The 18,044-nt window shown below is 68.4% G+C and carries 16 protein-coding genes, 1 pseudogene and 1 other annotated feature; of the genes and pseudogenes, 9 read left to right on the forward strand and 8 right to left on the reverse strand.

All coding sequences use genetic code 11. The annotated features are described in order from the left end of the window. Positions 1-13 precede the first annotated feature (13 nt). Positions 14-724 (reverse strand): FadR/GntR family transcriptional regulator, encoded by a 711-nt coding sequence (locus ACWAUG_RS06775; protein ID WP_460801930.1) that lies wholly within the window; start codon positions 722-724, stop codon positions 14-16. Positions 725-857: 133 nt separating this feature from the next. Here ACWAUG_RS06775 and ACWAUG_RS06780 point away from each other — a divergent pair, with 133 nt between their 5' ends. From ACWAUG_RS06780 to ACWAUG_RS06815, 8 genes are all read left to right on the forward strand, one after another. After that, positions 858-2,459: an ABC transporter substrate-binding protein gene (locus ACWAUG_RS06780; RefSeq protein ID WP_460801931.1), complete on the forward strand. Its 1,602-nt coding sequence runs from the start codon at positions 858-860 to the stop codon at positions 2,457-2,459. Positions 2,460-2,540: 81 nt separating this feature from the next. Further along, on the forward strand, positions 2,541-3,497 hold the full coding sequence (locus tag ACWAUG_RS06785; protein WP_460801932.1) for an ABC transporter permease: 957 nt from the start codon (positions 2,541-2,543) through the stop codon (positions 3,495-3,497). Positions 3,498-3,502: 5 nt separating this feature from the next. Further along, positions 3,503-5,569 carry a dipeptide/oligopeptide/nickel ABC transporter permease/ATP-binding protein gene (locus tag ACWAUG_RS06790; RefSeq protein ID WP_460801933.1) on the forward strand — a complete coding sequence of 689 codons (2,067 nt, stop codon included), beginning with the start codon at positions 3,503-3,505 and terminating at the stop codon, positions 5,567-5,569. Continuing rightward, complete coding sequence (locus tag ACWAUG_RS06795) at positions 5,566-6,366, forward strand: ABC transporter ATP-binding protein (RefSeq protein WP_460801934.1); 801 nt, start codon at positions 5,566-5,568, stop codon at positions 6,364-6,366. Before ACWAUG_RS06790 ends, ACWAUG_RS06795 begins: the two co-directional genes overlap by 4 nt. A gap of 29 nt (positions 6,367-6,395) precedes the next feature. Next, positions 6,396-7,334 (forward strand): dihydrodipicolinate synthase family protein, encoded by a 939-nt coding sequence (locus ACWAUG_RS06800; protein ID WP_460801935.1) that lies wholly within the window; start codon positions 6,396-6,398, stop codon positions 7,332-7,334. Further along, complete coding sequence (locus tag ACWAUG_RS06805) at positions 7,334-8,269, forward strand: ROK family protein (RefSeq protein ID WP_460801936.1); 936 nt, start codon at positions 7,334-7,336, stop codon at positions 8,267-8,269. Before ACWAUG_RS06800 ends, ACWAUG_RS06805 begins: the two co-directional genes overlap by 1 nt. Beyond that, positions 8,269-8,973 (forward strand): N-acetylmannosamine-6-phosphate 2-epimerase, encoded by a 705-nt coding sequence (locus ACWAUG_RS06810; protein ID WP_460801937.1) that lies wholly within the window; start codon positions 8,269-8,271, stop codon positions 8,971-8,973. Before ACWAUG_RS06805 ends, ACWAUG_RS06810 begins: the two co-directional genes overlap by 1 nt. Beyond that, positions 8,970-9,887: a DUF4862 family protein gene (locus ACWAUG_RS06815; RefSeq protein ID WP_460801938.1), complete on the forward strand. Its 918-nt coding sequence runs from the start codon at positions 8,970-8,972 to the stop codon at positions 9,885-9,887. Before ACWAUG_RS06810 ends, ACWAUG_RS06815 begins: the two co-directional genes overlap by 4 nt. Positions 9,888-9,934: 47 nt before the next feature. Here the strand turns inward: ACWAUG_RS06815 and ACWAUG_RS06820 are convergent, their stop codons facing one another. The 7 genes and pseudogenes from ACWAUG_RS06820 to ACWAUG_RS06850 all read right to left on the reverse strand — a co-directional run bounded on the left by ACWAUG_RS06820 (position 9,935) and on the right by ACWAUG_RS06850 (position 16,268). Further along, a complete protein-coding gene (locus tag ACWAUG_RS06820) occupies positions 9,935-10,873 on the reverse strand; it encodes an alpha/beta hydrolase (protein ID WP_460801939.1) in 939 nt (312 codons plus the stop codon). Between the two features lie 75 nt (positions 10,874-10,948). Continuing rightward, entirely contained in the window at positions 10,949-11,533 is a 585-nt protein-coding gene (locus tag ACWAUG_RS06825; protein ID WP_460801940.1) for a hypothetical protein, read from the reverse strand. A gap of 117 nt (positions 11,534-11,650) precedes the next feature. After that, positions 11,651-12,911: pseudogene (locus ACWAUG_RS06830) on the reverse strand (IS3 family transposase). Next, positions 12,478-12,612: a sequence feature (AL1L pseudoknot), on the reverse strand. It overlaps the preceding pseudogene by 135 nt. 41 nt (positions 12,912-12,952) lie before the next feature. Continuing rightward, positions 12,953-13,225, reverse strand: coding sequence for a hypothetical protein (locus tag ACWAUG_RS06835; protein ID WP_460801941.1), 273 nt, complete (start codon positions 13,223-13,225; stop codon positions 12,953-12,955). Positions 13,226-13,363: 138 nt separating this feature from the next. Next, positions 13,364-14,056 carry a DNA-3-methyladenine glycosylase gene (locus ACWAUG_RS06840; RefSeq protein ID WP_460801942.1) on the reverse strand — a complete coding sequence of 231 codons (693 nt, stop codon included), beginning with the start codon at positions 14,054-14,056 and terminating at the stop codon, positions 13,364-13,366. After that, positions 14,053-15,021: an arsenic resistance protein gene (locus tag ACWAUG_RS06845; RefSeq protein WP_460801952.1), complete on the reverse strand. Its 969-nt coding sequence runs from the start codon at positions 15,019-15,021 to the stop codon at positions 14,053-14,055. The genes ACWAUG_RS06840 and ACWAUG_RS06845 overlap by 4 nt, the downstream gene beginning before the upstream one ends. A 47-nt stretch (positions 15,022-15,068) precedes the next feature. Next, on the reverse strand, positions 15,069-16,268 hold the full coding sequence (locus tag ACWAUG_RS06850) for an ROK family transcriptional regulator (RefSeq protein ID WP_460801943.1): 1,200 nt from the start codon (positions 16,266-16,268) through the stop codon (positions 15,069-15,071). Positions 16,269-16,634: 366 nt separating this feature from the next. On the opposite strand from ACWAUG_RS06850, the gene ACWAUG_RS06855 reads away from it, so the two are divergent. Beyond that, positions 16,635-18,035, forward strand: a complete 1,401-nt coding sequence (locus tag ACWAUG_RS06855) for an ABC transporter substrate-binding protein (protein WP_460801944.1) — start codon at positions 16,635-16,637, stop codon at positions 18,033-18,035. The last annotated feature ends 9 nt before the right edge of the window (positions 18,036-18,044 follow it).

Genomic DNA, 18,044 nt, shown 5'->3' on the forward strand with positions numbered 1-18,044 from the left:
ATCCCCGAGGCGGTCAGCGGCTCTCGGCGAGGACCCGCTGCAGCGGTCGGTAGTGCTCGATGACGGCCTGGCGGTAGGCCTCCACGTCGCCGGCTCGGGCGGCGGCGATCATGTCGCCGTGCGCCTTCGCGGTGTGGTGGATGTCGTCGGGCTGGTCGATGTCGAGCTGGGGGAGGACTGCCGTGTGGACGTCCCAGAAGGCGCCGACGAGCTGGCCTGCGAGGTGGTTGCCGGTGGCCTCGAACAGTGCGGTGTGGAAGTGGCGGTCCTCTTCGAGGAAGCGCGCGCCTCGCGAGGCCTTGTCGACCATGGCTTCGACCATCTCGTCGAGTTCGCTGTAGTCGGCGCCGCGGGATGCCTCGACCACGCGCTCCGCCATGGAGAGGTCGAGCGCGAGGCGGACTTCGACGACCTCGCGGAGAGCGTCGAGGGAGCCCTCGGGGTTGATGACGCCGCGGAAGACGAGCGTCTCGACCATGGGCGCGAGCGACATCTCGCCGACGAAGGTGCCGTGGCCGTGGCGCACGGTGACGATGTCGAGGGTGGAGAGCGTGCGGATCGCCTCGCGGACCGAGGAGCGGGAGACGTCGAGGGTCTCGCAAAGCTCGGCCTCGGTGGGCAGCGGGTCTCCGGGGGCGAGGTTGCGCGAGAGGATGAGCTGCTTGATCTGACTCGCGGTCGTGGAACGTCGCATGCGTGACGCACGACTCGTGGTGGAGCTCATGGATGCACCCTCTCGTGGCTGGCGTGGAGATGTGCCGATCTTCTCACTCTTGTGTTTCGAACCGACATGTGTTTAAAGTACATCAGACATCAGATGTCCTCAAGATGTCACCTCCCACCACACAGGAGTTCACATGAATCGAAACATCACCCCCAGGCGCGGGGGTCGATTTGCCCTCGCGATCGCCGGCACAGCGGCCGCTGCGATCGTTCTGGCCGGTTGCGGCGCAGGAGCCACGACCGACAACGGCAACGCTGCAAGCGGCGAGATCGACCCGGATGCCGTCATCGAAGCGGGTATCTCGTACGCGCTCAGCGGCAGCTTCGACCCGATGATCGCCTCCGGCGCCGTCACGGTCGCCGCCAACTGGCACATCTTCGAGGGTCTCATCGACCTCGACCCCGCCACGCGCGAGCTCTACCCGGCTCTCGCGGCGGACTTCCCCACGAAGGTCGATGACACGACCTACGAGATCGACCTGCGCGAAGGCGCGACGTTCCAGAACGGCGACCCCGTCACCGTCGAAGACGTCATCTTCAGCTACGAGCGCGTTCTCGACCCGGCGAACAACTCGCTGTTCACCAGCTACATCGACTTCATCGACACGGTCACGGCCGTCGATGAGGACACGATCCAGATCACGACGGACTTCCCGTTCTCGCTGACCGAGGACCGCCTCGGCATCGTCAAGATCGTCCCGAAGGCCCTCGTCGAGGCTGACGCCGAGGCATTCGGCGCGAACCCCGTCGGCACCGGCCCGTACTCGCTCGTCTCGGCCACCCCCGAGGACAAGGTCGTGTTCGAGCGCTACGAGGACTACAACGGTCCGCGTCCGGCCCTCGCCGCAGGCATGAACTGGAACCTCCTCGCCGATGCATCGGCTCGCGTCACCGCGATGTCGACCGGCACCATCCAGGCCATGGAGGACGTCCCCTACATCGACGTCGACACCCTGGCCAACACGCCGGGCGTCGAGGTCGAGAGCGTGCAGTCCTTCGGTCTGCTCTTCTCGATGTTCAACACGCAGGCCGCTCCCTTCGACGACGTCCGCGTCCGTCAGGCGGTCATGTACGCGCTCGACACCGACAAGGTCATCGAGACCGGCATGCTCGGCAACGCCGAGGCCACGACCTCGTTCCTGCCGGAGACCCACCCGGACTACCAGGAGGCCTCGACGGTCTACAGCTACGACGCCGAGAAGGCGAAGTCGCTCCTCGAAGAGGCCGGCGTCAGCGACCTCAAGATCGACGTCCTGACCACCGACACCGGCTGGGTCAAGGAGATCGCACCGCTGATCAAGGAGTCGCTCGACGCCGTCGGCATCACGGTCAACCTGGAGATCCTCCAGTCCGCCGCCATGTACGAGCGCGTCGACTCGGGCAACTACACCGTCGCCTTCGCTCCCGGTGACCCCTCGGTCTTCGGAAACGACCCCGACCTCCTCATGAACTGGTGGTTCGCACCGGGCGTCTGGACCGAGACGCGCACGCAGTGGGCCAGCACCCCTGAGTTCGCCGAGCTCGACGCTCTCATCACCGCCGGTGCACAGCAGGAAGGCGCCGAGCAGGCGGAGACGTGGGGTCAGGCATTCGACCTCCTCTCCGAGCAGATCAGCCTCTACCCGCTGTTCCACCGTCAGCTGCCCACCGCCTGGAACCCGGAGGAACTGATCGGCTTCAAGCCGGTCCCGACCACCGGACTGTCGTTCCTCGGCGTCGGCGTCGCCGCCAAGTAACCCGAATACTGCGGCATCAGCGGGGGTGCGTCCTGGCGCACCCCCGCACCTTTTCCCCCCAGACCCCGGAAGGATCGGCTCGTGTCCAACACGCTCCGCCTCATCGGCACACGGCTCCTGCAGCTGCCGCTGATGATCCTCGGCATCACATTCCTGGTCTTCTTCGTGATGTCCTTCTCACCCGTCGACCCGGCGCGCAACGCGCTCGGCGAGACCGCCTCGGCTGAAGCCCTCGAGGCCTACCGCGAAGCCAACGGACTGAACCTTCCCCTGTTCGTCCGCTACATCAACTTCCTGCTGGGCATGGTGCAGGGAAACCTCGGCACCTACTCCGCCCGCAGCCTTCCGGTCATCGACGAAGTCGGCCGGGCATTCCCGGTCACACTGTCGTTGACCTTCTTCGGCCTGTTCATCGCCGTCATCGCCGCATTCCTCATCGGTGTCCTCGCCGCTGTGTACCGTGACCGCTGGCCCGACCAGGTGATCCGCCTCTTCGGCGTCGCCGCCCTGTCCACCCCGTCGTTCTGGCTCGCGATCCTGCTGATCCAGGCGTTCACCCTCGGGCTCGGCGTGCTCCCGGCATCCGGGCCCCTGCCCGACTTCTGGTCGGACCCGTCCGGCTGGGTAGCCCGCATGACGCTTCCCGCGCTCGCCCTGGCCGTTCCGGTCATCGGACAGCTCTCCCGCGTCGTGCGCACCTCGATGGTCGAGGAGCTCGACAAGGACTACGTGCGCACGGCCCTCGGTGCCGGCATCCCGCGCGTCGTCGTCGTCGGACGCAACGTGCTGCGCAACGCCCTCATCACGCCCGTCACGGTTCTCGGTCTGCGCATCGGCTACCTCATCGGCGGCGCGGTGGTCATCGAGATCATCTTCGCGATCCCGGGCATGGGAACGCTGATCCTCAACGGCGTGACCAACAACGAACCCAACCTCGTGCAGGGTGTGACGCTCGCCGTCGCACTGGCCTTCGTGATCATCAACATCATCGTCGACCTCCTGTACGTCCTCATCAATCCCCGAATCCGGGCGGTGTGACACTCATGCGACGCAAACTCACTGAACGGCTCTCCGTTCCCGGCCTCCGTTTCGGCGGCCTGTCCATCGGCTCGATCATCTGCATGGCGATCCTCGCGATCATCGCTCTCGCGGCGATCTTCGCTCCCGTCGTCACCGGATACGACCCGCTCGCCTCGGGCTCGCCCGTGCAGGCGCCCAGCGCCGACCACTGGTTCGGCACCGACCGTCAGGGTCGCGACATCTTCTCGCGTCTCGTCTACGGAGCCCGTTACTCGCTGGTGATCGGTCTCGGCGCCACGCTCGTGGCCCTCGCCGTCGCCTGCGTGCTGGGAACGATCGCCGCCACGGCGCCCAAGTGGATCGCCGAGATCCTCATGCGCATCATGGATGTCGTCATGTCGTTCCCCGGCATCGCGCTGGCCGCGGTCTTCGTCGCCGTGTTCGGCAAGTCCCTGCCGGTGCTCGTGCTGACGATCGCCTTCCTGTACGTGCCGCAGCTGACGCGCATCGTGCGCGCCAACATCATGGACCAGTACGGCGAGGACTACGTCTCCTCCGTCCGTGTCATGGGTGCTCGCACGCCGCGCATCATCATCAAGCACGTGGCCCGCAACGCCGCCGCTCCGGTGCTCGTGTTCGCGACGATCCTCGTCGCCGATGCGATCGTCTTCGAGGCGTCGCTGTCGTTCCTGCAGGCCGGTGTCCCGGACCCCGAGCCCAGCTGGGGCAACGTGATCGCCGCCGGACGCAGCCTGCTGATGGCCGGCGCCTGGTGGGCGACGTTCTTCCCCGGCATCCTGATCATGATCACGGTGCTGTGCCTGAACATCCTCTCCGAGGGCATGACCGACGCGATGGTCTCGCCGCGCGCCCGCAAGATCACGGCGGATGCGGCGAACACCGAGGAGTCCACGTCCGAGCTCGAGGGCGTGGCCGGCGCGCAGGACGACACGAATGTCATCCGCACGGTCGACACGGCCGTCAACCTCACGGTCCCCGACCAGGTCGGGGAAGCAGTGCCCGAGGTTCTCGTGCCCCAGACCAACGTCATCCCGCTCGCGGAGCGCCTGGAGCAGCTGCGCGAGACGGAGCTGGCCCGCACCGACCGCCTGGTCTACACCGGCGACGACGCCCCGCTGCTCGAGGTTCAGGATCTGTGCATCTCGTTCCCGCGCCACGGCGACGTCGACGTGGTCGACCACGTCAGCTTCACCGTTCGCCCCGGCGAGACGATGTCGCTGGTCGGCGAGTCCGGCTGTGGAAAGTCGATCACCTCGCTCGCGATCATGGGCCTGCTGGATGCCAAGGCCGATGTGCGCGGCAAGATCATGTTCGACGGCAAGGATCTGCTGCAGATGGATGCCAAGGAGCGCAACGCGCTGCGCGGCCACGACATCGCGATGATCTACCAGGACGCGCTCAGCTCTCTGAACCCGGCCATGCTCATCCGATCGCAGATGAAGCAGCTCACCTCGCGCGGCGGCACCCGCACCGCGGAGGAGCTCCTCGAACTCGTCGGCCTCGACCCGCAGCGCACGCTCGCGTCGTATCCGCACGAGCTCTCGGGAGGCCAGCGCCAGCGCGTGCTGATCGCCATGGCACTGACCCGCGACCCGCGCCTGGTCATCGCCGACGAGCCGACCACGGCACTCGACGTGACGGTGCAGAAGCAGGTCGTCGATCTGCTCATGCGCCTGCAGCAGGAGCTCGGCTTCGCGATGGTGTTCGTCTCGCACGACCTCGCGCTCGTCGCCGAGCTCACCCACCGCATCACCGTGATGTACGCGGGTCAGGTGGTCGAGCAGGGCACCACCCGCGAGGTGCTGACGCAGCCGGTCCATGAGTACACGCAGGGTCTGCTCGGCGCCGTCCTCTCGATCGAGGCCGGATCCGACCGTCTGCACCAGGTCACGGGCGTCGTCCCGTCGCCGCGGGACTTCCCTGCGGGCGACCGGTTCGGGCCGCGTTCCTCCGACCCCGCGCGCTACGCGGGCGTCACCCCCGAGCGCCGGCTCATCCCCGGCACCGAACACAGCTACTCCGCGCATCCCGAGGATGCGCCCGTCGAAGCGATCGGAGCGGGACGATGAGCGAAGCCGTCATCGAACTGAAGGACGTCCACGTGCGTTACAAGACGCGCACATCGACGATCTTCCAGCGCAACTACGTGGATGCCCTCGCGGGCGTCTCGCTCACCGTGAAGCGCGGGCAGACGCTCGGCATCGTCGGCGAGTCCGGGTCGGGCAAGTCGACCTCGGCGAAGGTGCTCATCGGGCTCGAGAAGCCCACGAGCGGTCAGGTCGTCTTCGGCGGCGAGACCGTGCGCTCCTTCACCCCCGCGGTGCGCAAGCGCCTGGGACGCATCCTCTCGGTCGTGTTCCAGGACCCCGCGACGGCGCTCAACGCCCGCATGACGGTGCGCGATGCGCTGATCGACCCGATGCAGGTGCACCGCCTCGGCACGCCGGCATCGCGCGACCGCAAGGTGCGCGATCTCATCGGACTCGTCGGGCTCCCGGCATCCGCTCTGGACGCCCTGCCCAGTCAGCTCTCGGGCGGCCAGCGCCAGCGCGTCGCGATCGCCCGTGCGCTCGTGCTCGACCCGCAGGTCATCGTCGCGGATGAGCCGACCAGTGCGCTCGATGTCTCCGTGCGCGCACAGATCCTCAACCTGCTCACCGACCTCAAGGACCAGCTGGGGCTCGGAATGGTGTTCATCTCGCATGACATTCAGACCGTGCGCTACCTGTCCGACGAGATCGCGGTCATGAACAAGGGGCGCGTCGTCGAGTTCGGCGATGCTGCACAGGTCTTCGACAACCCGTCGAACGACTACACCCGAACGCTGCTGGGCGCCGCGCCCTCGCTGCTCGAACTCAACCACTGATACCGCACTACCGAAACGACCGGATAATCATGTCTGCACCCATCACCTTCACCGGTGTCATCCCGCCCGTCGCGACCCCGATGCTGCCCGATCACTCGATCGACTTCGCTTCGCTGGAGCGCCTCGTCGACTACCTGATCTCCGCCGGCTGCTCCGGCCTGTTCGCCCTCGGTTCGACCGGTGAGACGGCCTACCTGACGGACGACCAGCGCGTCGAGGTGCTGCGCACCATCGTCGCGACCGCCGAGGGCCGCGTCCCGGTCATCGCCGGCGCGATCGAGCTGACGGCGGCGCGCACCGCGCACCTCGCGCAGCGCCTGGTGGAGGCGGGTGCAGATGCGATCGTCACGACCGCGCCGCTGTACACGCTGAACTCGCAGTCCGAGATCGCCGACCACTTCCGCACCATCGCCGCCGCGATCGACGCACCCCTGTGGGCGTACGACGTGCCGGTTCGCGTGCACTCGAAGCTCGGCATCGACCTGCTCATCCAGCTCGGCAAGGAGGGCGTCGTCCACGGCGTCAAGGACTCCTCGGGCGATGACGTCGGATTCCGTCGTCTGCTGGCGGCCAACGAGGCCGCGGGCCGCCCGCTGCAGCTGCTGACCGGTCACGAGATGGTCGTCGACGCGATGCTGCTGGCCGGCGCCGATGGCGTCGTCCCCGGCGTCGCGAACGTCGAGGCCGAGGGCTACGTGCGCCTCTTCGACGCCGCGGCCCGCGGCGACTGGGATGCTGCGCGCGCCGAGCAGGAGCGCATCAACCGCATGTTCGACATCGTGTTCCAGCCCACCGGCCTGTCCGGTGACGCGACGGGCGTCGGCGCCTTCAAGGCCGCCATGCACGCCCGCGGTCTTATCGATCACGCGACCATGGCCGCGACCGTCACCCCGCTGGATGACGAAACCGTGCAGAAGGTCCGCGGCATCCTCGCGGGCGTGGATCTCCTCCCCGTCGCAACCGCCTGATGGCCGAGGTCGTCCTCGCCGTCGACATCGGCGGCACGAAGACCGCGGCGGCACTGGCTGATCGCAACGACGTGCCCCTGGCCACCGTGGTGGCGCCGACTCCGGCGGCGGAGGGGGCGACAGCGGTCATCCGCACCGTCATCGACCTGGCCGAGCAGCTGCTCGCCGCCGCTGATCCCGACACCCGCCTCGTGGGCGTCGGGATCGGCACGGCCGGCGTCGTCGACACCACCCGCGGCATGATCGTTTCGGCCACCGACACGTTCGCCGACTGGCCGGGCACCCGCGTCGCCGACCTCGTCCGCGAGGGCCTCGGCGACCGCCTGCCCGCCGGAGCGCCCATCGCCGTGCAGAACGACGTCGACGCGCATGCGTTCGGCGAGTTCACCCATGGGGCGGCGGCCGGAGCATCCAGTGCCCTGATCATCGCGGTCGGCACGGGCGTCGGTGCGGGCATCGTGCTCGGCGGTCAGCCGCTGCGCGGGGCTCACCACGTCGGCGGCGAGATCGCCCACCTGCCGGTTCCCGGCGCCGAGCACCTGCGCTGCCCCTGCGATCGCATGGGGCACCTGGAGGCCATCGGCAGCGGCATCGGCCTCTACAACCACTTCCTGTCGCTCGGCGGCGACACCTCGGTCGTCAACGCCCGCGGCGTGGCGGCCCGCGCCGCCGAGGACCCGATCGCGGCGCGAGCGATCGCCGAGTCGGCGGCATCCGTCGGCCGGGCCATCGCCGGGGCCGCGACCCTGCTCGACCCGGAGCGCGTCGTCGTCACCGGCGGCGTGCCGAACATCGGCGACGCCTGGTGGGAGCCCATGCTCGCAGCCTTCCGCGCCGAGGCGATCGACGCCCTGCAGAACACCCCGATCCTCGCCGGTACGCTTGGCGATGACGCACCGCTGCGCGGAGCCGCAGCCGCCGCTTGGAGAAACTGATGCGATTCACCGACACCCTCGAGCGCCTGCGCGGCGGTCTGACCGTCTCCTGCCAGGCCTACCCCGGGGAGGCGATGCGAGACCCGAACACGATGGCCCAGATCGCCCAGGCGGCGATCGTCGGCGGCGCTTCCGCGATCCGCGTGCAGGGCATCGCGGACATCCGCGCGGTGGCCGATCTGCCCGTGCCGATCGTGGGCCTGTGGAAGGACGGCGAGGATGACGTGTTCATCACGCCGACCCTCGAGCATGCGATCGCCGTGGCGGATGCCGGGGCCGACATCGTCGCGATCGATGGCACGCGTCGTCCGCGCCCGGATGGCCGCACGCTCGCCGAGACGATCGCGGGCCTGCGCGCCCACTTCGCCGAGACGGGGCGGGATGCCCTGATCATGGCCGATTGCGGATCCCTCGAGGATGCCGTCATGGCCGAGGCGGCGGGCGCCGACATCCTCGGCACGACGCTGTCGGGCTACTCCGGTGAGCGTCCGAAGACGGACGGGCCCGACCTCGAACTGATCGGTCTGATCGCCGAGCAGTGCACCAAGCCCATCTGCGCCGAGGGGCGCATCCATACTCCGGCGCACGCCGGCGCCGCCATCGACGCCGGCGCGTTCACGGTGTGCGTCGGTACTGCCATCACGCATCCGTCGACCATCACGTCGTGGTTCGCCGCGGCCGTGAAGGAGGCGGGCGCAGAATGACCGCTCCGATCCTCGTCAGCGCCTATCCGGTCTCGCCCGCGTTCGTGAACTGGGACCCGGTTCTCGAGGGCGAGCTGCTCCCGGCGATCTGCGCGCTGGAGGGGGTCGCGGGTCTCGAGATCCCGTGGCTGGGCGGGATCCACAAGTTCGATGACGCCTGGTTCCTCGAGAACGTTCCGGCCGTGCCGCTGGCCGTGACTCCGATCCCGTTCGTGATGGGCCGGCTCGCGGCATCCGCGGACTACGGCATCGCCTCGACCGATGAGGGCGGCCGTCGCGCCGCGATCGAGGACCTGCGCCGCGTCGCGGCGGATGTCGCCCGCATCGAGGGCGAGAGCGCCGCGCACACGGCCGTCGTCACCCTGCACACGGCGCCCCGCGCGACCGGGTCGGTCGAGGCGCTGGCCCGCTCTCTCGATGAGATCGCGGCGATCGACTGGTCTGGCGCACGCCTGGCGATTGAGCACTGCGATGCTCACATCGAGGGGCAGATGGCCGAGAAGGGCTTCCTGTCGCTGGCCGACGAGATCGCCGCGATCGAGAGCTCGGCAACACCCGTGGGCGTCTGGATCAACTGGGGCCGTTCGGCGATCGAGCTGCGAGATGCGGATGCCGTGACCGAGCAGATCGCTCAGGCGGCCGAGTCAGGGCATCTGCTGGGTATGGCGCTGTCGGGCGCCGCGGCGACCTCGACGCCGTACGGATACCCGTGGATCGACGCGCATCTGCCGATCGCCTCGACATACCCGGCATCCGAATCGATCCTCGATGACGCGCATGTCGCGGCGGCGATCGCCGCCGCCGGCGACGTCCCCTGGCTGGGTCTGAAGGTCGCGCGCCGTCCGGATGACGAGACCGCGGCTGCCGCCCTCGCCACCGTCGAGCGCAACCTCGCGGTCGTTCAGCGGGGCTGAGCAGGCCTCTGCGGCGCCTCAGGGCGCCGCAGATCCCGTTCGGGTGATCAGAGCCCGCCGTCGATGAGGCGGCGCAGCCAGCGTTCGTGAGCGCGGTGCGCCTCTTCGGAGACGACCGTGTCCTCGACGACGCAGTCGGAGGCGTGGAAGGCCCCCGACCAGACGTGGAGCTCGGCCTGGTTGCCGGCCGCCCACAGGGCGCCGGCGAAGCCGGTGACCGAGTCGCGGAAGATCTCGGCGGAACCGACGTCGAGGAACGTCGGCGGAAGGCCGTGCAGGTCGGTGCGCTCGCCCGGAGGCGTCGATGCGGACCCGCTCAGGGCCGCTTCCCAGCAGGATTCGTTGGAGGCCCGGCTCCAGGAGGGGTCTTCGGCGAACTGCGCGGCCGAGACGGTGTCGCGCCGGTCGAGCATGGGGCAGATGAGCAGCGATCCTGCGAAGGGGATGGCGCGATCACGGCATTCGAGTGCGACGGATGCTGCGAGCCCGCCGCCTGCGCTCTGGCCGGCGATGACGACCGGGAGGCCGTCTGCGGCCGCCTGTTCGACGATGCGGACGAGGTGCTCGATGATGCGGTCGTGCGGCGTCTCGGGAACGAGCGGGTACTCGGCCGACCAGACCTCCAGCTGCAGGGCGGCGGCGTGGCGGGCGAGCACATCGGCGCCGTCGAGGCGGCTGCCGGCGATGAGCCCGCCGCCGTGGAAGAAGACCACCCGCAGGCGCGATTCGACGCCGGGGGAGCGGAAGACCGTGACGTCGGGGGAGAGATCCTCGGTGACGAGGCCGTGCGCCTGGCGGATCGCCTCGATCGTCGTGGAGCGCTCGACGGCGATGGCCCGGTAGGCGAGCATCTCCTCGTGCGTCGTGACGGCGGCCGGGAGCGCGTCGGCGATCGTGCGCCAGCCGTCGACGAGGGGCGCGGCGATGCGGGGTCGCGCGGCGTCGGGGAGGTTCGGTGTCGTGGGGGTGTGCAGCGGCTTAGACATCAGATGTCTGATACTTCCATGAAGTTCGGGGCGTGTCCACGCGGTTGTGCGCAGGTGCTTCGGAAGGGGGCGGGGTCACACGAACCCGCCGATGCGGAGGCGCCCTTCGTTCCAGTTGCTGTCCGTGCGGCGGGGGATCCATGTTCGGGTGCCGCTGTTGTAGGTCATGTCGTTGGTGACCAGGTCGGTCCAGCCGGTGAGCAGCTCGGCCATGCTCGGGGCGAGAACACGGAACCTGTCGTGGTCCCAGCGGCCCTGGACGGCGATCGATCCCGAGCTCAGCTGGAGAAGCACGGTCCGTTCACCGTCGGTTGCGAGCGGTATCAACGAACCGCGAGGCGCCGACTGGAGAAAGACCGGGCACCACGGGGTCGGTGAACCGCTTTCATCGTGGTAGTAGCTGTCGAATCCGTCTTTCAGGAATCGAGACTGCTCGGGTGTGAGCTTCTGGAAGCTCCCGAAAACGGGCGTGTAGCTCCCGTCTTCTGCGGGTGCCGGCCCTCCCCAGTCGAGCCACTGTTCGAGTTCGTGGCGGATGCTTCGCGCATGCGGATCGCATGGATCCCGGCGGACATCCGCTGCGCTGGGTGCCTGCATGGCCACTCCGGCCTCGATGAGGGCGGCTTCGAACGCCGCGAGGGGCAGGGTGAAATCGGACAAGAAGATCATCTCGCAGTGCAAATGTGAGTTGTTGGGACTCTGCCTGGCATTGGAATTACTAGGAATTCAACCCCGGGAATAGTTTGTGAAGCGCCCTGGGTCTGATGGAGACTCGCGCTATTTGATTCCGACCAGCAGGTTGCGGTCGCTCTGGACAGCATAGAACGCGTTCTCGAACTCCGCGGGCGGGACGTCGTCGAGGTACCCGTGGAGGCGTTGCGTGTTGTGCCAGTGCACCCAGCCGAGAGTCGCGAGCTCGAGGTCCTCAACGGTCTTCCACGGCCCGGACCTCGCGGGTCCGCGGACGAGCTCGGTCTTGTAGTACCCGTTGACCGTCTCCGCCAGAGCGTTGTCATACGAATCGCCGACGGTTCCGATCGACGGTGTAGCGCCGATCTCCGCGAGGCGTTCGCCGTAGCGAATCGACGTGAACTGACCGCGTCGCTGTGGCATCGGAGGTCGTCGTGGTGGGCGCCTCGGGACCAGCGGGCCATCTCGATCGCGTCGAGGACCATCTCGGTGCGCATGTGCGACGCGACCCGCCACCCCACGATCATGCGAGAGAACGTGTCGACGATGAAGCACACGTAGGCGACGCCGGCCCATGTCGGCACGAAGGTCAGATCTGTCACCCAGAGCCGGTTCGGCGCGGTTGCGGTGAACTCCCGCTTCACGAGGTCCGGGTGCCGCGACGACGTCGGATCCGGCCGCGTCGTCTTCACTCGCTTCGACCGTCTGGCACCCTCGATCCCGGCGACCCGCATCAGCCTGGCGGTCTGGTCTCGGCCGATCATGATCCCCGCGCGGCGGGCGGCCTTCCAGAGCTTACGGACCCCGTAGACGCGGTAGTTGCTCTCCCAGAGCTCAACGAGCTGCGGGATCAGCTCCTCGTCCCGCAGAGCGCGTGCCGACGGGGCGCGGGTCTTGGCGGCGTAGTAACTGCTCGGAGCCACCTGCAGCAGTCTGCAGATGAGCTCGACTCCGAGCCGGCGACCGTCAACCCGGTCGTCCTTGTTCGCGTCGATGAACGCGACTACTTCCGGTAGTGGCGGTCGAGCTCCGCCCCGAAGAAAGACGCGGCCCGCTTCAGCACCTCGTTGGCCCGGCGAAGCTCCCGGTTCTCTTGCTCGAGCTCTTTCACCCGCTGCGCCTCGGCGCTGCTCACCCCCTGGGTGACGCCGTCGTCGATGTCGGCCTGCTTGACCCACATCCGCACGGACTCGACGCCATAGCCGAGCTGCGTCGCGACCCGCTGCACCGTCCCTTGCGTGACGCCGAGCTCGGCACGCAACGTCCTCACCATCCGCACCGCGGCGGCCTTCTCCTCGACCGAGTAGCGACGCGTCGTCGGCTTCCCATTCGCCAGTTCCTTCGGCATAACCCCATCCTCGTTTCCAAAGTCAGGAGCCTCCAACAAACTCAGGGCGCTTCATACTCGCCGTCCTCGACGTCGAAGATGAAGTAGGTCTCGTTGTCGTGAGCGTCGGCGCACGGCACGGCGGGCACCTCGGTGACCATCTCGCCGCCTTCGTCGTCGAAGCAGTCGCCGACCTTCATCTCGAAGGCGCTGACGTCACCGGCTTCGGTGACCTCCTCGGTGGCGGCGTCGCGCGTTGCGGTCTGGCTACAGCCGGTGAGGGCGATGCCGGCGATCAGGAGGGTTGCGGCAAGGAAGGAGGTGCGAGGACTCATGTGTCGACTCTCTGAGTGAGGGCAGGGTGAAACCCGGCGAATGCTGGGCTATGCCTCATGCATTACCGAGGAGGCCGACGGCGATTTCGTGGACGGTGTGCGATCTGTGGATGGCGATCGGGGCTTCGTCGTCACGGTTCAGCGCGCTCCGCGTCCCGGCCGGAAGACGCTCACCGAGGGGTCCCCGAGGATCCAGAATCGCCAGGGGAAGGTCGCCGTCCCCGCCACCCCTGCCACGCCCACACGGGGTCCGCTCGCGACCTCCCGCACCGGTTCGTCGAGCAGGTCCAGCCGCGCGACGGAGCCGGAGGGACCCGGCTCTGCCGACACGGCATCGAGGCCGTCATCGACGGGATGGCGCAGCCCGCTCGCCTGACCGAACCGGCCGGGACCGCGGGCGAGATCACGTTCGCGGATGTCCGGGACGCACGACACGGCGTCCGCTCGGTCCCGTGTCCGCGCCTGGCGGCGTCGCCGAGCGTCATCCGATCCCACGACGACCTCGCCGGCGCGCAGCAGCACCCCTCCGGCGGACCCGGCGGACCCGGTCACGACGTTGACGCACGAGTGGATGCCGTGGCTGAGGTACACGTAGAGATGCCCGGGCTCGCCCCACATCGTGGCGTTGCGAGCGGTCATCCCCATGCGCGCGTGTGATCCGGGGTCGGCCACCGGCCCCGTCCCGAGGCCGTGATAGGCCTCGACCTCGGTGATCCGCAGCACCACCTCCGCACCGTCGACCACGGTGGCGAGGAGTCCGCCGAGGAGGCGCGGGGCGACGTCGACCGCAAGGCCGCCCAACTCCGTCCGCGTGGCGCGGTGGTGGCTCACCGCTCGCGCCTTCCCCGGGCGAGGCGCGGCACGAGCCGCACCAGGACGACCATGCCGATCAGCTCGACGAACGTCTGCGTGATGACCACGAGGGGTGTGAGGGCGAGCGGGGCGGGCAGCGCCGTCGCGAGCGGCAGGACCACGAGCGAATTCCGTGTCGTGCCGCTGAAGATCACGGCCCGTGTGCCGGCGTCGTCGACGCGAAGCATGCGGCCCACGCCGACCCCGGCGACGACCATGATCACGATGAACACCGCGAACACCGGTACCACGACGGCCAGGCGGCTGACCGAGCCGCCGACGGCACCCGCATGCGCGGCGACGACCACGGCGAGGGTGGCGGCCAGGAGCGGCACCATCGCCGCCAGCATGCCGTCTCGCACCGCCGCGGCGATGGAGTGCCGGTGCGCGAGCGCCTGGGTGAGTGCCGCGGCGGCGAGGGGGAGGACGATGAGCAGGACGAAGGCACGGACGAAGGGGGCCGGATCGATCGCCGCGACGGCGTCCTCACCGAGGAACAGCCACAGGTATCCCGGCAACGCGAGCAGCTGCGCGATCATCAGCACGGGGGTGAGCGCCAGAAGGCGATCCGCGGAGCCGCCCGCGAGCCGAGTGAACACGATCACGTAGTCCACGCACGGAGCCAGCAGCACCAGCAGCACCCCGAAGACGAGAGCGGGGTCGTCGGCGACGAAACGGGACAGCACGTAGGCGACCACCGGCACGACGACGAAGTTCGTCGCGGCGACAGCCCCGAGGAAGCGGCGATCGCCGAATGCGGCGACCAGGTCGGTGAGGGGAACACCGAGGAACGTGGCGAACAGCAGCAGCGCCAGTATGGGTTCGACGGCGACCGTGGCATGCGACGCGCTCGGCACCATCACGCCGATCACCGCGGCGACGGCGATGGTCACGAGGTAGATCGGCACCTGGCCGCGCTCGGCGCGCGCCGCGAACGACGTCATGCGATCGCCTTCCGGATCGGTGCTCACCCGTCGAGCCTACGGGGGTCTCAGAGCGCCGCGACGCCCCACAGCTGATCGCGCGCGGTCTGGCGGCTGAGGTGCAGGGCGCCGTGCAGCTCGACGTTCTCTCCCACGCGTCCGATGCGCATGTGCGCGGCGAGGGGAGACACCGAGGCGAACTCCTGCTCGACGCGGGCGGCGAGGGCTTCACCCCCGGCGAGGGCCGTGGAGCCCTGCAGCACGAACAGTCCGGGGTCCACCACCGATGCGATCGAGGCGCAGCCGACCGCGATGCGATGGGCGACCTCGGTGAGGAAGTCCTGATGGCCGGGGTCGACCGACGAGGCGGCCTTGCGCAGCAGCGATGCCGGCGTGCCGGTGAGGCCGCGCTCGGCTGCGAGGGCACGGAGGCCCGCGTTTCCGATGAGAGCCTGCAGGTCGCCGTCGAACCCGCCGGTGCGCGGCTGGATCGGCATGACGGGGGCTCCGGGAACCGGGGTGTAGCCGATCTGCCCCGCGGCTCCGTTCGAGCCGGTGAGCGGTGCTCCGTTGATCATGAGGCTCGAGCCGACGCCCGTGCCCACCCACACCAGGGCGAAGGTCTGGCGTCCGCGCAGATCATCGGTGAGGCCCTCGGCGTACGCGGCAAGGTGAACGCCGTTCATGAGGCTCACGGGCATGGGGAGTTCGGTGCGCAGAGGGTCGAGGAGCTGTCCCTGCAGACGCGGCAGGTCCCACGAGAAGCCGAGGTCACCGGTCGTCGGGTCCACGATCCCGGGGACGCCGACGATGCTCTGCTGCAGCAAGGCGACGTCGACGGAAGCCTGCGCGGCCGCCTCGCGAACCGTCGCCGCGATCTGATCGGCGAGCGGGCCGCGATCGATCGCGGCCGTCGTCGTGCCGAGGGTCGGGCCTCCCGCCACGTCGCCGATGGCGGCCGTGATCTTGCGGTCGCGGATGTTGACCGCGGCGACGTAGGCGCGTCCGGGCACGAGTGCATAGAGCAGGGCACGAGGCCCGGGGCGGGTCTGGCGCTCCTCGCCCACCGAGTGGATGAGGCCTGCCGCCTCCAGGCGCTTGAACAGGTCGATCGCCGTGGGCTGGGAGACTCCCAGGGAATCACGCACGTGGGTGCGACTGGCGGGGCCGTGCTCGGCCAGGAGGTCCAGCGCACGGCGTTCGTTGAACTGCCGGGTGATCACCGCTGCGCTCCGGGTGCCGACATCGGCGAGCGGAGTCTCTGTCATCGGATCACGCGGCCTTTCGGTGGTTGCTCGGAGTGTATCGCTCCGCATGCCTCGCGCGCACTTCGCGGGGCGGCGGTTGCGCTGACATCGGATCTCTGTAGATAATCTTGTCAGGCACCTACATGAAATGTGCGAAAAACGCCGGGAAACTGCGGGTTCGACTTTTGACGCCGCTGGTTAATTAATCAGCGAGTTACCTAATCGTGACGAGAAAAGGTCGGATGTATGTTGAACGACGGCATCGTGCATGCATAGGGTGAACGAGCGGAATCCTCCCGAAAAGGGCCCGCGAACCATGACTAGGGCGTCATTCGAGACGACGGTCATCCGATGTATGTCATGCGCCGTCGGCGCCGAAGGAGTTCAATGATGAGAAAATTCGTCGTCAGCACGGCCGCGATGGTCGCAGTCGCCGGCCTCGCCCTCACCGGATGCGCAAGCAACGCCGGATCCGATGACACCGCAGCCGGTGGCGCACCCGCGCCCGACGTGAGCTGCGAGACCCCCGCCCAGAACATCGACGACAGCGTCATCGACACCTCGAAGCTCGAGGGTGAGATCACGTTCCAGACCCAGGGCCTCAAGGGCACGTTCGACGACTTCTTCGAGAAGCAGATCGCCGACTTCGAGGCCGAGCACCCCGGCACCACCGTGACGTGGACCGACATGGGCGGCGACGCCGACTTCGACACCAAGATGGTGACGCAGGCCGCGAACTGCTCGATGGCCGACGTCATCAACGTTCCGTCCTCGACGGTCCTCGCCCTGTCGCAGGCCGACCTGCTGCTCGACTTCGACACCAAGGCTCCGGGCATCGGCGACAAGTTCGTCCCGTCGGTGTGGGAGTCCATCGGCCTCGGTGCCGACGGCGCACACACGGCCCTGCCCTGGTACTGGGGTCCGTTCATCACGACGTACAACAAGGACGTCTTCGAGCGCGCGGGCCTGGACCCCGAGGTCGCTCCCGCCACGATGGACGAGTACTTCGAGTTCGCCAACACCATCGCCGAGGCCGGCAAGGGTGACTTCGCGATCTACGGCAACACCGACTGGTACCTGCTGAACCAGTGGCGCAACATGGGCGTCGAGATGATGAACGCCGACACCGACGCGTTCACCTTCGCCGAGGACGAGCGTGCGCTCGAGTGGCTCGAGCAGATGGCCGCCCTCTACGAGAACGGCGGAATCCCGAAGGACTCCATCATCGGAGACCTCGACCAGTCCAAGGCCTTCAACGCCGGCAACCTCGCCTTCGGCACCCCGAACGCCTCGTTCCTGCGCAGCGTCCGCGAGAACAACGCCGAGGTCTACGCCTCGACCGGCGTCGGCTTCGACACGGTTCCCGAGGGTGAGAAGGCCCTCTTCTCGGGTCAGTACATCGGCGTCTCGGTGACGACGGAGAACACCCCCCTCGCCGTGGCCTGGGCCGAGCACATCACCTCGGCCGAGCAGGAGCTCGCCTGGGTGAACTACGGCATCGAGACCGAGACCACGGTCATCTTCCCGGTCGCGACCGAGGCTCTCGAGCAGCTCACCGACGTCGAGGTCGACGAGACCGACGCCATGAGCCGCGCCCGCGCGATCGCCGCCGAGTCGGCCCAGAACGCCACCGCCTACGCACCCGACTTCTACGTCACCGGTGCCGTACAGCGTGCGCTCGTGGACAACGTGAACCTCGCCATCGCCGGTCAGGCTGAGCCCGCCGAGGCTCTCGCGACCGCCGAGAAGGAGATGAACTCCCTGCTGAAGCGCCTCCTGGCCGACTGACGCACCCGA

The sequence above is a fragment of the Microbacterium sp. GXF6406 genome (assembly GCF_054798215.1).